The sequence below is a fragment of the Parendozoicomonas sp. 2304DJ65-17 genome (genome assembly GCF_058148445.1).
This window is the reverse complement of record NZ_JBYVJV010000011.1, coordinates 113,291-129,165: the sequence shown is the minus strand read 5'-3', so window position 1 is coordinate 129,165 and position 15,875 is coordinate 113,291. Positions and strand designations below refer to the sequence as shown.

Here is a 15,875-nt window from a genome sequence, read left to right as displayed (position 1 = left end):
CTATTGAACCGTTCCATGGATTGTTTTAACAACAGTGACGAGGCCTGCACCATTAACGCTGATGTTGGAAGTTATCGTGTTCGCATTATTGGCAACAATGATGTTAGGAAGAACTCCGGAAATAGCACCGTCTCTATCAAAGGTGATATCAATGTTTATATCATCAAGACTGTCTGGTATTGGAGCTAAAGCCTGAATGACTTGATTTCCAGGAGGTAAAACTGAGCGACTGGTATCTAAAATCAGGAACCCATTATTTCCACCTGCTGCACAAGCAGTTTGTCCCACATTAGAATTACAAAACCTTATGTCTGCACGACGAGAAATTGCTTCTGAGCGGGTATGCCGTATCAGGGAAACCATTTGATTGGATTGGGAGGCAACACTGTTTCTTTCAATAAACTCCCTGAAATCAGGTGCTACCACTGTTACCAGTATTGCAACAATGATCAGTACGACCATTAATTCTATAAGAGTAAAACCGAACTCATCCCTAGTCATCAGCTTCGACCTAATTATTATTGGCATCCATTTTATTCAATGTTCAGCCACGGTCGTGAAAGAAGAGATAAGTGGTTGTAGTGGCCAGATGACTGACCACTGAGAGGAGCTTATTTCAATCTATAGTCGTTTCTTGCTCATCAAGATTAAGTTTTTTCAAACGGTATCGAAGCGCCCTGAATGTGATACCTAACTGTTTAGCTGCTGCAGTACGATTCCAACGGGTAGCTTCAAGAGCCTGAAGAATGGCCTTCTTTTCTATACCCTCAAGATAATCTTCAAGGCTGTCGAAATTGGTCTGTGGAATTGCAGTTGCTTCAGGAGCCTGCTCTTCAGATGTCTGGATGTTGTTCTGGTTATTCAGATAAAGATCCGATGGCTCAATAGTATCATCCTCACACAGCGTAAACGCACGCTCGAGAATGTTTTCCAACTCCCGAACATTTCCAGGGTAGCTATAACTGGATAGTGCTTGAATTGCTGCTTCGGACAATTCCGGAGGAGTGGTATCGCACTCATCACTAAGTTTTGTTAGAAAATGCTCAGCCAGAAGCAGGATATCGTTACCCCTGTCTCGCAGTGGAGGAACTTTCAGCTCAATAACATTAATTCGGTAGAATAAATCCTGACGGAAACGTTCATCCTGAACCTCTCGGCTCAAATCCCTGTGAGTGGCACTAAGAATTCTGATATCAACAGGTTCTTCCTGCTGGCTGCCAACAGGGCGAATCTTCTTTTCCTGTATTGCCCTTAACAGCTTTACCTGCATATGAAGAGGAAGGTCTGCCACTTCATCAAGGAACAAGGTGCCGCCATGGGCTGCTTGGAATAAACCTGTTTTGTCTGATACTGCTCCGGTAAAGCTGCCTTTTCGGTGTCCGAAAAACTCACTTTCCATCAGCTCTGAAGGAATGGCACCACAGTTAACTGCAACAAAAGGTTGATCACTGCGAGGGCCTTGTTCGTGAATCATTCGTGCTACAACTTCTTTACCGGTACCGGATTCACCATTGATATACACAGGGGCCTGACTGCGCGCGATACGGGCAATCTGCTTTTTTAACGTTTGAATAGATGCCGAACTTCCCAACATCTTGATCTTTGTTGTTTTGGCTTTTGTTTGCGACAGTTTCAATGCCTGATTCACAAGCTCTCGCAGGCGGGGAAGTTCGACTGGTTTTGAAACAAAGTCAAAGGCACCGGCTTTAAGAGAAGCAATTGCAGTGTCCATGCTGCCGTATGCAGTAATAACCGCCACGGGTGTTTCCGGGCAGTGCTGCTGGATAAACTGTACCAGCTCTATACCGTTGCCATCCGGCAGATTCATATCCGTCAGACAAAGGTCAAATTTCTCTTCTTCAAGAAGAAGCTCTGCTTCACCCACTGTGGCCACAGCTTTAGTATCAAGCTTCATCCGGCCAAGGGTGATTTCCAGTAACTCCCGAATATCTGGCTCGTCATCAATAATCAGAACGCGTGGAGGATTCATACCGCTTCCTTTATTATTTTTTCCTTATGCTGCCAGAGCACATGGATATCCTGCTAACAAAATTACAAATGGCTTCTTATTCTATGCGCTTGCCCGGGTGGGCAAATGAAATACGGAATGTGCAGCCTTTCTCCTTTCCTGGAGGGAGCAGCTCAAGACTGGCCTGATTGGCCTCGCACAGTTCACGGCTTATATAGAGTCCCAGCCCGGTACCATTTTTATCTGTGGTAAAAAATGGATCAAAAATACTGTCGAGCTGATTCTCAGGAATGCCTGGCCCCCGATCAGTGATTTCCAACCATGGATGACCTGATGGGTTAACACCGGTTTTTAACTGCAGCCATGCTGTTCCTGTTTCCTGCATGCTGTAACGCAGGCCATTCAGGCACAGGTTCATAATAACCTGATGAAGCTGCTTATTATCAAATCGTGCCATCAGTTCTTTAGCGATTGGCGAAAAATAGATTTGAGGGTTATCAAAACCTGAGAAATGCTCTTCATGAATAAAGTGGTTTATCCATGCATTAAGGTCGAGCAATTCCGGGCTCCAGTTTTCCTTTCGGGAAAGCTGGAGAATGGTTTCGATAATGTCATTCATACGCCGACTGTGTTTATGAACAATATTCAGTAGTTTCTGATCGGCTTGATCAAGATTTTCAGATTCAGATAACAGCTGGGCTGAATGGCTGATGGCTCCAAGAGGGTTTCGTATCTCATGGGCAATGCTGGCGGTAAGCTGCCCCAGTGCTGCCAGTTTTAGTTGCTGGGCATGTTGGGACATTGTGGCCTTATCATCGAGAAAGATCAGCACATAAACATCGGCGTCATAAGCCAGCCGGGTAAAGTTGGGCTGAACATCTGGAGTATCGGGTGTGACTCGAAAGCTTTCCTGTCGAAGTAAAGGGTTATCCCGCCACTGCCAGTATGCGGTTTGCAGTTTTTTGGATATAGATGACAAATCGCCTGAACTCTGGCCGGAAGCCAGCATATGATTTGCAGACTCATTCATCATAACAACCTGGTCTGGCTCGCGAAGAACCACAATCCCGGTGCGCATATGCTGCATAATGCTCAGGCTGAGCTTTTGTAAATCAACGGCCCGGTTTTGATTAAGCTTGGCCGACTGCTCTGTGTTCTTAAGACGCAGGTTGTAACTCTGCATCATTAATGCAGTGACAAAAAACAGGATACCTTTTAATCCGGCGTCAATCTGCTGGGAGGTTTGTCCAATCGATCCTGTGTAGTAATCAATTACCAGCAGAAATATTGAAGCCATGGCTGCCAGCAAAATGCCTGTACGACCTGGGATTAGAATATTACCGATGATAATAGGGACAAAAAGAAGATTGGTCAGACCATTATCCTGATGGGTCCCCATAGTGAGGAGAATGCTCAGTAAAATAATATCCAGAAATACGATGCCAAAGATTGCGGTCTTTCCTGGAAGGGATCGGAAAAATATTAGAATGCCCACAACCTGTAGCAGATAAACCCCGCAATACAGCAGGGCATCGGTGGCACTGACAGAAGCGAAGAAATTAGGCGCTCCCGGAAAAATGGCAATCAGAAAAAGCACAATTGCCAATAGGAAACGGTAACTGTTGTACAGACTGTACACGCGATCAGGCAAAGAATGTTCGTGATCGGCGGGCATAGAGTAGGGAGACAATATCTTTCTCTTCTTGCTTTTATACTTGTTGTCGCTGTCTTGGTGGATTCTACACATCCACCCTGCTGTCGTGAACTACCGAGTTTGCTAAGACGTCTACGCCATCACAGAAGACTGGCAACGTTTTAACACTGTAAACCCGGGCAATAACTTATAGAATACTCACCATTTGCATCTGACTCATTTGAGGTACTCATGGCCGCGACTCTGCGCGTTGCCCTTGCTCAGCTGAATTTGCTGGTAGGAGATATCGAGGGAAATGCCCGCCGAATCGTTGAAGCTGCCGAGGAGGCGAGCTCTCAGCACGGTGCTCATATTATTGTTTTCCCGGAACTGACCCTGTGTGGTTATCCTCCGGAAGATCTTTTGCTGCGCCCAAGTCTTGATCTGCGCATCGAGAAAGCTCTGGAAATTCTGGCCGCAGTGAAAGGTATTGATCTGGTTGTTGGTATTCCTGTGCGTAATGGCCCTGTTCTGGAAAATCAGGCCGTTGTGATTCGTGATGGGAAAATTATAGCCAGCCATGCCAAGTGGCACCTGCCCAATTACCGGGTGTTTGATGAAAAACGCTACTTTCACCCTGGTAGTTCAGCTGAAACATTTGATTGCCGGGGAATCGCAGTTGGTTTGACTGTCTGTGAAGATATCTGGTTCTCCGATCTTTCTGCCGAGTTGAAGGAGAAAGGCGCGGAGCTGGTTCTTAACCTTAATGCATCTCCTTTCCATGTTGATAAGCAGGATGAACGTCATCAGGCGGTGAAAGAGCGCTGTCTGGAAAACTGTTTACCCGTTGTGTATGTGAATCAGGTTGGCGGGCAGGATGAGCTGATCTTTGATGGTGGCTCTTTCGTGATGAACAAGGATGGAGAGGTGGCAACTTCTGCACCTACCCATGAAGAAAGCCTGCTTATTGCTGAATTCGATCAGCAAAGTGGCCTGTTCCTTCACAGTGAAAAGGCCATGCTGAAGCCTTTGGAGGCCCGTATTTATGACAGCCTTGTTCTCGGTGTGCGGGATTACGTGAACAAGAATGGTTTTAGAGGTATTGTCCTCGGTCTTTCCGGAGGTATTGATTCCGCGCTTACACTGGCTGTCGCTGTTGATGCTTTAGGCGCTGACCGTGTAGAAGCGGTCATGATGCCATTCCAGTACACAGCAGAAATCAGTAAAGAGGATGCGGCAGAGGAAGCCCATGCATTAGGCGTCACCTATAAAGAGTTACCTATTAAAGGTATGTACGATGCCTTTATGGCAACTCTTGAAGATGAATTTGCTGGAACCGGCCGTGATACCACTGAAGAAAATCTGCAGTCCCGCTGTCGTGGAGTGATCCTGATGGCGATCTCCAACAAAAAAGGCTACTTGGTTCTGACCACCGGCAATAAGAGCGAAATGGCTGTTGGTTATGCCACTCTTTATGGTGATATGGCTGGTGGTTTTGATGTGCTGAAAGATGTACCGAAAACCATGGTCTTCCGTCTGTCTGAATACAGAAATACTTTGTCGTATGTGATTCCGCAGCGGGTTATTGATCGTCCACCCTCTGCAGAACTGGCACCGGATCAAGTGGATGAAGACAGTCTCCCTCCTTACGATATTCTTGATGCAATTCTGGAACTTTATATCGAACAGGATATGAGTGCCGAAGCCATTATTGAGCAGGGCTACGAACGGGATGTGGTCTACCGCATTTTGCGTTTGGTGGATGTGAACGAATACAAACGTCGTCAGGCGCCTGTTGGTGTGCGTATTACCTCCAGAGGTTTTGGTAAGGATCGTCGCTATCCCATTACTAATGGTTGGCGTCCGGGCTTGTAAGGCTGGTTGTAAAAGGAAGTAAACATGACAGAACAAAAGCCAGTAATGATCAGGGATACCTTTCCTGTTGGCCCTCTGCAGTGTAATTGCACAATTATTGGTGATCCGGTTACCAAGCGCGGCATTGTGATTGATCCTGGCGGTGATGCTGATGTAATTCTGGAAAGAGTACAGGCCCATGGTTTAACTATTGTTGCCCTGATTCACACCCACGCTCATCTGGATCATTTTCTTGCCAGTGGTGAACTGAAGGAAAAAACCGGAGCGCCTATCCATCTGCACAAAGAAGACAAGTTCCTGTGGGACGCTCTGGAAACTCAGTGCAAGATGTTTGGTGTTCCCTACAAGCCCGTTCCTGGCCCTGATGCCTGGCTTAAGGATGATGAAGCCTTGCCTTGTTGCGATGGTGTGGCCATGCACACTCCGGGTCACAGCCCCGGTTCCATGAGCTTCTGGTTTGGTGATGAAAAGCTTCTGGTGGCTGGCGATACACTCTTCCGTCGCTCTATTGGTCGTACGGATCTTTGGGGGGGTGATTCTGCAACCATTGAGAAATCCATTCGTACAAGGCTGTATACATTGGATGAAGAAGCCGTTGTTGTAGCAGGTCACGGGCCTGATACAACGATTGGTGAAGAAGTCCGTGAGAATATGGTGATCAGGGGCGTTTAACTGTCAGACATTACTCGTCTATCTTCTCAGCGCTGTTTGTACATTTTGTGACATATTGCGGGAAAAAAAAGTCGTAATATGGTGGCTGATTAATAAGTAGTCAGCATATGTTGCAAGGAGTTTTTCATGCTGAAGAAGATTGCCGTACTGGCTATGACCGGCGTTATTGTTGCCGGTTGTCAGAGCACGAATCCTTATACCGGTGAACAGCAGACAGCAAAGTCTGCCAAGTATGGAGGTATCGGCGTTCTGGCCGGTGCGGTAATTGGGGCAGCTGCCAATGGCAAGGATGGCGCTTTGGCTGGTGCTGCTCTTGGCGGTTTGGCAGGCGCTGGCTATGGCGTTTATACCGATAAACAGGAAGCCGCATTGCGTTCAGAGCTCCAGGGAACTGGAGTTCAGGTTGCCCGTTATGGTGATGACCTGAAACTGATAATGCCGGGTAATATTACTTTCGACAGTAATGAATCCAGTATTAAAACCAGTTTTTATTCGGTACTGAGTTCTGTTGCCCGTGTGATGAAAAACTACGACAAAAACCCTGTCGTTATCATCGGCCATACCGACTCTACAGGCAATGAGGTGAAAACCAATATGCCACTGTCTCAGGCCAGGGCGCAAAGTGTTGCTTCTTATCTGGTTCAGCAAGGCGTTCCGGCCAGTCGGATTACCTCTTATGGTGTTGGATCCAGTCAGCCTATTGCCAGTAATAAAACTCCAGAAGGACGGGCGCAGAACCGTAGGGTGGAAATCGATCTGAAACCACCCATGCAGTAACCTCTGAGTACAAATAGAAACGGCCCGCATATGCGAGCCGTTTCTTTATTGAATATGTAGACCAGAAAAACTCAGTGCATCTCTTCTAGTTTTTTGTCTTTCTTTTCCCAGATATCGTTTACCCAGCACTGCATCTCTGCCCGGAATGCCCGATCTTCCATATAACTCTTGCCAACAAAGTCTTTAGGAATATCGAGGGTCTCCATGTGCACTTTGGCTGATGGGCATCGGCCGCAAAGGAAATCCCAGAAATCCGGTACTTTGCCTTCGTACTGAATGGTGATATTGAGCAAATAAGGCATATTGTGCCCCATTGCTCCAATCACAAAACCAACCCCACCAGATTTGGGCTTTAGCAGGTGATTGTAAGGTGAACCTTGTCGCTTATGCTTGGCTTCAGAAAATCGGGTTCCTTCCAGAAAGTTATAAATACAAACAGGGCGATCCTTAAATTTCTCGCAGGCTTTGCGTGTGGTTTCCAGATCTTGCCCTTTCTTTTCTGGGTGTTTCTTTAAGTAGGCCTTGGTATGGCGCTGCATAAAGGGGAAGTCCAATGCCCACCAGCACAAGCCCAGAACCGGTACCCAGATCAGCTCTTTTTTCAGGAAGAATTTTAACTGGGGGGCGCGCCTGTTGAGTAATACCTGAACCAGAACAATATCAGCCCAGGACTGATGATTGCTGGTGACCAGATAAGAGCGGTCCAGGGATAGTGTTTCAAACCCAGATGCTTCCAGCTTCATAGGGCTGCACAGATGCAAAATTACATTGTTAACGCTAATCCAGAAGGATACGAGCCCATCCAGCCCTTTGCTGCACAGAGTCTGGAAGGGTTTTACGGGTACCAGTGCTTTCAGAAGTGCCAGTGAAAAAAGCACGACAGAAACCAGTATCGTATTGATTGCCAATAACAAGCTGGCGATTACACCTCGCAGAAGCGGCGGCAAAAAGCTAAGCATGTATACCTCGTTATAATTATCTCAGCCGTTAATTGTTTCAGACTTTATTGTTTTAATCGTTTTACTTTTGTTACAGGCACAGCTTTCAGTCTTGGCTGGCCTGAATGCCAGTTAAAGCAATGGTATAGACGATATCATCCACCAGTGCTCCCCGGGAAAGGTCATTGACCGGTTTGTTAAGCCCCTGCAACAACGGGCCAACGCTGACAACATTGGCACTTCTTTGAACCGCTTTATAGGTTGTATTTCCGGTATTGAGATCAGGAAATACAAATACAGTGGCACGACCTGCAACCGGGCTGTCCGGAGCTTTGCTTGCAGCAACCGAAGCTATAGCAGCCGCGTCGTACTGAAGAGGGCCATCAATCAGAAGTTCAGGTGCTTTTTCTTTGGCAATTCTGGTTGCTTCACGAACCTTCTCTACATCAGAACCCTGACCGGATTTTCCTGTGCTGTAACTGATCATGGCAACCCTTGGTTCAATACCAAAGGCTTCAGCGGAGCGGGCACTCTGGATAGCAATGTTGGCCAGTTCTTCAGCATTTGGATCCGGGTTGACCGCACAGTCACCATAAACCACTACCTGATCTGGAAGCAGCATAAAGAAGACCGAAGAAACCAGACCACCAGCCGTTGGGTTGGTTTTTATCAACTGAAAGGCGGGGCGTATGGTATTCGCTGTAGTATGAACTGCACCGGATACCAACCCATCAACATCCCCCTGTGCCAGCATCATGGTGCCAAGTACAACTGTATCTTCCAGTTGCGCTTCTGCCATGGCCTCGTTCAGACCTTTGTGTTTGCGCAGCTCAACCATGGGGGCAATGTACTGTTTGCGAATAGTGTCCGGATCAATAATTGCCAGGTCATCAGGCAGGGTTACGTCTAGTCCGCGTGCCAGCTCTTGAATTCTCTCTGGATCACCCAGCAGCACACAGTTAGCAATTCCTTTATCCTGACAGGTAATGGCTGCCTGAATAGTACGGGGCTCTTCCCCTTCAGGCAGAACAATGCGCTTACCCGCTTTTTGGGCTCTTTCCACAAGGTTATAACGGAATGCTGGCGGGGTGAGAAAATGCTTATGAGGCTCACCACAGTGTTTGCGGAGCTTCTCAATATTAATATGTTCCGCAACGGTGTTCATCACTTTTTCCATGCGATCGACGTCGTCTGTTGGAACTTCCGGATTCATTCTGTCCAAAAGCGTAGCTGTGTCGTACGAATTGGTGTCCGTCAGCATAACCGGTAGTTGAGATGCTGTAATCGCTGGCTGGCACAAGCGCATAACCCCTTCTGGGGGCTGTTCGCCATTGGTCAGCAGAAGTCCTGCCAGTGGAACCCCATTGCTGGCTGCCATGCAGGTAGCCATCACAATGTCGTCTCGGTCGCCGGGAGCAATAATTAATGAACCGGCAATCAAGTGCTGGGTGATTTTTGCAGACGAACGGGCGCAAAGAATACGACGGGCTACACGCCGGGTATCAATTGTACCCTCATTGATGATTTCGGCCCCGAGACGATTGCAGATATCCCGGGTACGGGGAGCGGCCAGCTCAGGGTTCCAGGGGATATGACCGATGGGAGAAAAACTCTTCGCCGGCATCTTGGGAAGAGCTTTGAATTCACCGGGTTTGGCACCAAAACGATTTACCAGCTCGTCTGGCATTTTGTTCAATATATATCCGAGAATGGAAGAGTTTCTTACTCCACCATAGTTATCAGCGCTGATTCTAAGATGATCAGCCAATTCCCTCGGAGTATTCTCATCGGCTCGCGAAACAATCAGAACATCTGCACTCAGGGTACGAGCCATATCGCTGTTAAAGCGAGTTACCCATGGAGTATTCCGGGTGGGGGTTAAACCTTCAACAACCATGGCATCGGCATGTTCACCGGCAGCATGGTTAAGCAAACTGACAATCTCTTCCAGCACATCTTCACGGCGATTCTGGCCAAGCATATCCTCAACATGGCTGAACGACAGTGGTTTAGGTGGTTCAAGATGCAGGGTTTCGCGTGCAAATAAAGTAGAGCGCTCAGGGCCATGATCCGACGCATGTTGCTGAGCCACAGGTTTGCAGAAACGTACTTTAAGACCAACTCGTTCCAGCGCACGAACCAGCCCCAGAGCTACAGAGGTGAGGCCAGCGCCGTAGCTGGTGGGAGTGATGTAGAAAATATGCATAACCGCAAACCTGTCTGTAAGTTCTTATAAAATAGTGCGGATTGTCAGTTTATCTCTGAGCTAAGAGCTGACCACAGTTTGCCAATCAATTTCGCTGGGTAAAAGCCGGTGTTTAGACATGTAATACACCAGTTGTCCGGCGGAAACGGGATGATTGGCTGGTGGATTCAGCACCAGATCATCACCATGAACACTGTCTGCAAGCCCAAGCACAAGAGCATCGTGACTGGATTTACAGTAAGTAATTATTTCTTTGAACGTGCAGCCGGGAAAATCTGCTGGAACCTGAAGGCTGAACTGTGTTGGGCCGGTCAGGGTATTTAACAACTGGCTTTGAACACGGGAAGAACCCGGATCCTGGGCAGAGCGAACCAGCATCTCCGTTGTTGTGCTGATATGGCATTCAACCTGAGGAGCATGGGCTTTTAGGAGGTTAGCCATAGATTGATCATCAAAATGGCAGACAATATGAGCCTGTGTACCACGAGCAATCAGGTTAAGGGCGGTGGTCAGGGTATTATCATCATTCTGGCCGGTAATAATAATACGGCTGGCGTCTGCTACGGCTGCTCGCTTGCAGGCATCTTCTGAAGCCAGATTATCAGCAGAAACAAAATGGATACGTTTTGGATCAGGGTTTTCCATATCCTTGGTCGATACCAGTACGATCTCCCGTTTTTCCCGCTTCACATCGCCAAAGATCAGATCGATCATGCGACCGGTGCTGTCCCGGTGCCAACCCATGATAACCAGGTGGTTCTGCAACTGGCCGCTGAAGTCCAGTTGTCCTTTCATATTTTGTCTCCAGGCATTTACAAGAATTGTAGTGATCTTACCGATCATGGCGGCGAAAAGCGTGATTCCACCGGGAATAATAAACAGACTGACAACCAGTCTGCCGAGTTCTGACCGGGGGGAGAAATCTCCGTAGCCGACGGTTGAAGCTGTAACCAGATAGAAATAATAAAAGATGTCGGGCTTCGTTAAGTCAGTCTCCTGAACCAGCTCTAAAAGAGCCCAGGAAAGAACAAAGTGCGAAAACAGAGCCAGAGCCAGAACTGCCCAGCTAAGACGCAGCATGTGTAGGTTTATCCTCAGGAACATCCTGACGACAGGGTTCATTCAACAGCCTCCGGAATAACAGAAAACCCGGGTATCTTATCAAGATAACTGTGCAGCATGTTACTGCTGTTCAGGCGGGCATCCAGCACCGACATAAATGTATAAACGCCCATCAGTTTTCTGTTTAGAAACAGAAACTCCTTGGGCGGTACTTCAAAGTATCGGCTGACTGCCGATTTGGTAGCCTTACCAACGATACGGTTGGGTAAATCACTGCTGCTCCAAAGGTAGTTGCCTTCATTATCCAGCACGTAGTCGGGTATCTGTGTGTGAGTGCCTGCTACCGGTTCAATCATCATCTGGCAAAGTTTGGCGAAAGCATTTCGAATTTCATCGGGAATTTTTTCACTGATAAAACCCAGCTCTTCTGCTCCGGCGATAATCTGCTTTTCATCTCCATACCAAGATGCAGCAATGACCTTGCAGATAGGCGTCATAACATCGACCGGATAAAGGTTCACCGCTCCAAAATCCAGTAACACAATTCTGTCTGAATCCTGGTCGCTTTCTTTCAGGCGAACGCGGTAGTTGCCAAAGTTGGGGTCTGTCTGTACTTCGTGCCAGTCAAACATCTCTTTAAAAAACAGATCCAGAAGACTGGCTGCTAGATGGTTTCTCCGTTCTTGAGAAAGGTTTTGGATTTCCGGTTCTGTAACTGCTAGCCCTGATTCATAACTGGTAGTAAGTACTCGCTTTGTTGTGTATTCAGGAAACACTTCAGGAACTATGAAACGTTTGTCGTCTTTTAGCCGTTCACCGAAACTTTGAGTCGTTCGAGCCTCTTCAAGGTAGTCAATCTCCCGATGCAGCATTGAACGGATTTCTTCCAGCCAGTCATCGAAAGCATGAGTGGCTTTAATCATCCGGGTCAGGCGCAGCAGGTTGGCAACACCGTTTAAGTCGGAATCTACCGCATCAGCAACACCGGGGTACTGAACTTTGAGGCACAATTGTTTGCCATCACTTAACCGTGTCGCCCGGTGAACCTGCCCGAGAGACGCAGCTCCAATAGGAACTCGCACAATTTTTAATTCAGCGAGCTTTTCTGTTCCTAATTCTTTTCTTAAAGCTTTACGGATAACTGGCCATTTTAACGCCGTAGTCTGATGTTCAAATTCATGGAGAGCTTCTGTCACTTCCGGAGGCAGGAAATGCTCACCGTATAGCGCCATCATCTGACCAATCTTGACCACACTTCCTTTCAGCTTACCCATTTCCGCCACGAGATAGGCTGCTTGTTTAGACTGCATGTCACGTCTACGGGACAGACGTTTATCTTTGCTGGTCAGTGCATTTGCGGCCAAATGGGTAGCCATTCGACTGCCCGCTTTCAGCCCGGCGGATGCCAGATGCAGGCGACGTTCAAAACTTCCTGTTTTGATGCGGGAAACAACGGAGTTACCGTGTCGGTCTTTCATGCTTGGCGTAGTGTGCTTTCGAATCGTTATTCTTCTTGTGGGGATAATGAGCGACCCGGCGTTTGATGTATAGTGTCGATATTTCTCCGGCCTGTATTTTTCCATGAAAGTGCCCAGGCATTTCGTGCTGTGGGATGGACACTTTCGGTTTATGACTGCTTATGCGAATACTTTTGTTATCTGCCTACGATGCGGTGTCTCACCGTTACTGGCGAAAAGGACTTGTGGAACAATTTCCCGAACTTGACTGGACGGTTTTAACCCTTCCGGATCGACATTTCAGCTGGCGTTTGCGGGGCAATAGCCTGAGCTGGGCGATGGGCAAAGAGCGGGAAATACTTGAGCAGTCATGGGACAGAATTATTGCCACATCCATGGTGGATCTTTCTTCCCTGAGAGGAATGGTTCCTTCTCTGGGGCAAGTACCTACTATTGTTTACTTCCACGAAAACCAGTTTGCTTATCCGCGTTCCGGGCATCAGGTGTTCAGCCCGGTGGAACCGCAGTTGCAGACAACCTATACAGCACTGTGCGGCGATAAACTGGTGTTTAATACCGAATATAACCGCCAGACCTTTTTGCAAGGGGCAAGAAAACTGCTGAAAAAATTTCCGGATCATGTGCCTGCCGGAGTTGCAAATGTCATTGAATCTCGAAGTTCGGTGTTGCCGGTTCCCCTGGCCGAAGATGTTCCTGAATCAACATCGGAAAGACCCGATGATACATTTCTTATTGCTTGGGCCGCTCGCTGGGAATACGACAAAGGGCCGGATCGCCTGCTGACTATTTTGCAAGGCTTGGAGAAAAGTGGCATTGATTTTCAATTGGCTATTCTTGGGCAATCCTTCCGCAAGCAACCACCGGAGTTTGCGCTGATTAAAGAAGAGTTTGGCCACCGATTGAAGATATTTGGTTATGCAGAATCCCGGAAAGATTATCTGCAATGGCTGCAAAAAGCTGATGTGATTTTGTCCACCTCCCGCCATGAGTTTCAGGGTGTTTCAGTTCTGGAAGGTGTTGCCTGTGGTGCTGTCCCTGTTCTGCCGAATGAGCAATCCTACCCTTGTTTGTTTGATCGGGAGTTCCTGTACGACGATGAGCAACATGGTATTCAGATGATCATCGAAAGAGCTATGGAGAAAAAGGCTACTGGCTTACGAGCTCCGGATATGTCCGCTTTTGTATGGCGAACAAACCGGGATGCTTATCAGAAGATTCTTGCAGGTTGATTCCAGCTACAGAAGAGACTGGGTATATCGGTCATTTTTTATTAAGTGGCCGATAACAGCATCCTCTCGCCACTGTTCCAGAAAGGCCTTCATCTGAGTAAGACCTTCTTCATTATTATAAGGCGCTCGGCTTTGCGGGTAGTTGCACAGCACTGTGACGACTTCCCGGTCTGTCACTGAGTTCTGGATATCGTCGAGATGCTTCTGGCGGTCATCAATCACAATAATCTTTTCAATGTTTTGGAATAGGGGCTTTTTTGCCAGTAGCGTCTTTAGGGTATCTCCCTTGGTATTTCCATGGCCGACAAAAACCACACCGCTTTCTATTGATATAGAAGGTTTATTAAGAGTGTTTTTTAGAGACTGTGTCTCCATAAATTTCGTGTCGGTCTGTTGTAACTGCCACAGGGTGACATCTTTTACACCCAATCCCCTTGAAGTCATGCCCAGCACCCGAAAGCCTTTATCTTTCAGTACGTGAAGTGTCTGGGGGAGGGTTGCGTCGGTAAGCTGAAGGGGAACTCTCGGGTAAATAGCAGCCAACAAAACATCAATATGTTCGGCCGCCTGCTTTCGAGTCCATTCTGGATGTTGTTGCTGAGCTTCGGCGAGCAATCCATAAAACATGGCCGAACTGCCCAGCCACTGGCTGGGCGGGGTAGTCAGTACAGTATCGTCAATATCCAGAATAATCAGGATTGTTTCAGGGTTACAGGCACTTTTCAGGCATTGCTCCAGCCATGCCTGTAGGTAGATACCCGGCTGATCGGTACTTTCCTGCTGATTATTGAATTCCTGGGCTGCAATCCCTGCTGCCAGCATGGTTATCAATCCTGTGATCAGAAACCAGAAATAGAGCTGTTTCCATCTCAATGTAGCAACCTCCGCTGAAAATCCCCCCAAATAGGCTAGGGCAGCATAGCCACTGAAGCCTGCGCAGAGCGGAACTTTCGGGGATTTTTAAGGCCTAAAGATAAATTTCTGTGATCACGGAGGATTCCTCTATGGCTTCAACAATGACTGAAACAGCTCATCCCCCTATGAGCTACACCCCGTCTACAACGGGTGGGCTTCATAGGCCTGACTCTTACTCTACACCGTCATCCACTGGAACTGGCAGAAAGCTGGGTAGCAGCTCTCCTACATCTTCCCACTTTCCTCGTAGCCATGAGCATTCCGGGCATGGGAGCTCTAAGACATTCGCAGAGGGAAGTTGGGAAATCAGCCAACCTTCTGATAGTGAACCGGAGACAGAAATCGAGAAGCTGGAGCAGGAAGTTCGAAATGTAGAGAGGCAGGAATGGGCCTGTAGTTACCTTGATCTGATTTTACAGAGTCTGAATGATCCAATGGTGGCCCAGAAGCACGGCTTTATCGTATCTGTTGTTAACCATGCGACAGGAGAAGAGGTTCAGATTGCCCCTGTAAAGGCTGGAAAGAAGTCCGAAAATTTTGGCTATTACCGTCAAATGGCTGAAGACGGTATAAACAGCATGAAAAATGATACTAAGCACAGCGCTTATACAAAGAGGTTGAGGGAGCTAAAGCAAGAGCTCAACAATGCCTTTAAGCAGGAAAGTACTGATAACAGTGACTGTGAGTATCCATGGGAGTTATTTTTTAAATCCGTTCAGGAAGAGCCTAAAGTCTTTTCCTGGAAAAAGGGAAAGGTTCAGATTGTTTTTAAAGCTGCACCAGACTCTGTTGATACCGAAGAGAGCGAAGGTGAAACCAGTGTGTCTTCCACTAAAAAGAAAAAGCACCACAGAACTTCACACCATACCCACCATTCTGCCTCTGACGGAGAGGATGAAGAGGAACTCTCAAGCAGTTCAGCGAGAAGAAAGCGTAAAACCAGAAGTCGTCATCATACAACTCCGGTGACACGTTCCAATCCTTCAAGCACAACTGAGGAAGAGAGTGACGATGATATGGGCTTTGGCCTGTTCGACTAACGTCTTTTCACAAGCTCTGCTAAGATGCCAGCCCGAATGATAAACCGCTCCGGATTTACGTTCCGGCTGGCATATAAGGAT

13 protein-coding genes are annotated in these 15,875 nt (G+C 47.6%); 5 read left to right on the top strand and 8 right to left on the bottom strand.

The genetic code is table 11. The annotated features are described in order from the left end of the window. The 3 genes from ACY2RR_RS21470 to ACY2RR_RS21460 all read right to left on the bottom strand — a co-directional run bounded on the left by ACY2RR_RS21470 (nt 1) and on the right by ACY2RR_RS21460 (nt 3,659). Nucleotides 1-501, bottom strand: coding sequence for a GspH/FimT family pseudopilin (locus ACY2RR_RS21470; protein WP_490110240.1), 501 nt, complete (start codon nt 499-501; stop codon nt 1-3). Between the two features lie 115 nt (nt 502-616). Beyond that, nucleotides 617-1,990 carry a sigma-54-dependent transcriptional regulator gene (locus tag ACY2RR_RS21465; protein WP_490110239.1) on the bottom strand — a complete coding sequence of 458 codons (1,374 nt, stop codon included), beginning with the start codon at nt 1,988-1,990 and terminating at the stop codon, nt 617-619. A gap of 76 nt (nt 1,991-2,066) precedes the next feature. Then, nucleotides 2,067-3,659: a sensor histidine kinase gene (locus ACY2RR_RS21460; RefSeq protein ID WP_490110238.1), complete on the bottom strand. Its 1,593-nt coding sequence runs from the start codon at nt 3,657-3,659 to the stop codon at nt 2,067-2,069. A gap of 195 nt (nt 3,660-3,854) precedes the next feature. Between ACY2RR_RS21460 and ACY2RR_RS21455 the strand changes: the two genes are divergently transcribed. The 3 genes from ACY2RR_RS21455 (at nt 3,855) to ACY2RR_RS21445 (ending at nt 6,926) form a co-directional block, all read left to right on the top strand. After that, complete coding sequence (locus ACY2RR_RS21455) at nt 3,855-5,477, top strand: NAD+ synthase (RefSeq protein ID WP_490110237.1); 1,623 nt, start codon at nt 3,855-3,857, stop codon at nt 5,475-5,477. Nucleotides 5,478-5,501: 24 nt separating this feature from the next. Then, the gene (locus tag ACY2RR_RS21450) at nt 5,502-6,149 is read left to right on the top strand and encodes an MBL fold metallo-hydrolase (protein ID WP_490110236.1); all 648 of its coding nucleotides are present in this window, start codon (nt 5,502-5,504) and stop codon (nt 6,147-6,149) included. Between the two features lie 126 nt (nt 6,150-6,275). After that, the gene (locus ACY2RR_RS21445) at nt 6,276-6,926 is read left to right on the top strand and encodes a YiaD family glycine zipper/OmpA-like lipoprotein (RefSeq protein ID WP_490110235.1); all 651 of its coding nucleotides are present in this window, start codon (nt 6,276-6,278) and stop codon (nt 6,924-6,926) included. Nucleotides 6,927-6,997: 71 nt separating this feature from the next. Here the strand turns inward: ACY2RR_RS21445 and yihG are convergent, their stop codons facing one another. From yihG to ACY2RR_RS21425, 4 genes are all read right to left on the bottom strand, one after another. Next, nucleotides 6,998-7,885 (bottom strand): 1-acylglycerol-3-phosphate O-acyltransferase, YihG family, encoded by an 888-nt coding sequence (gene yihG / locus ACY2RR_RS21440; RefSeq protein ID WP_490110234.1) that lies wholly within the window; start codon nt 7,883-7,885, stop codon nt 6,998-7,000. Nucleotides 7,886-7,970: 85 nt separating this feature from the next. Continuing rightward, a complete protein-coding gene (gene pta, locus ACY2RR_RS21435) occupies nt 7,971-10,070 on the bottom strand; it encodes a phosphate acetyltransferase (protein WP_490110233.1) in 2,100 nt (699 codons plus the stop codon). Between the two features lie 60 nt (nt 10,071-10,130). Further along, the gene (locus ACY2RR_RS21430; protein ID WP_490110232.1) at nt 10,131-11,150 is read right to left on the bottom strand and encodes a potassium channel family protein; all 1,020 of its coding nucleotides are present in this window, start codon (nt 11,148-11,150) and stop codon (nt 10,131-10,133) included. A gap of 38 nt (nt 11,151-11,188) precedes the next feature. After that, a complete protein-coding gene (locus tag ACY2RR_RS21425; RefSeq protein ID WP_490110231.1) occupies nt 11,189-12,610 on the bottom strand; it encodes an ABC1 kinase family protein in 1,422 nt (473 codons plus the stop codon). A gap of 161 nt (nt 12,611-12,771) precedes the next feature. Here ACY2RR_RS21425 and ACY2RR_RS21420 point away from each other — a divergent pair, with 161 nt between their 5' ends. After that, nucleotides 12,772-13,839, top strand: a complete 1,068-nt coding sequence (locus ACY2RR_RS21420; protein WP_490110230.1) for a tRNA-queuosine alpha-mannosyltransferase domain-containing protein — start codon at nt 12,772-12,774, stop codon at nt 13,837-13,839. Nucleotides 13,840-13,845: 6 nt separating this feature from the next. On the opposite strand, the gene ACY2RR_RS21415 is transcribed toward ACY2RR_RS21420, so the two are convergent. Further along, on the bottom strand, nt 13,846-14,661 hold the full coding sequence (locus ACY2RR_RS21415; RefSeq protein ID WP_490110229.1) for a DUF2608 domain-containing protein: 816 nt from the start codon (nt 14,659-14,661) through the stop codon (nt 13,846-13,848). A gap of 182 nt (nt 14,662-14,843) precedes the next feature. On the opposite strand from ACY2RR_RS21415, the gene ACY2RR_RS21410 reads away from it, so the two are divergent. Further along, nucleotides 14,844-15,794, top strand: coding sequence for a hypothetical protein (locus tag ACY2RR_RS21410; protein ID WP_490110228.1), 951 nt, complete (start codon nt 14,844-14,846; stop codon nt 15,792-15,794). Nucleotides 15,795-15,875 lie beyond the last annotated feature (81 nt).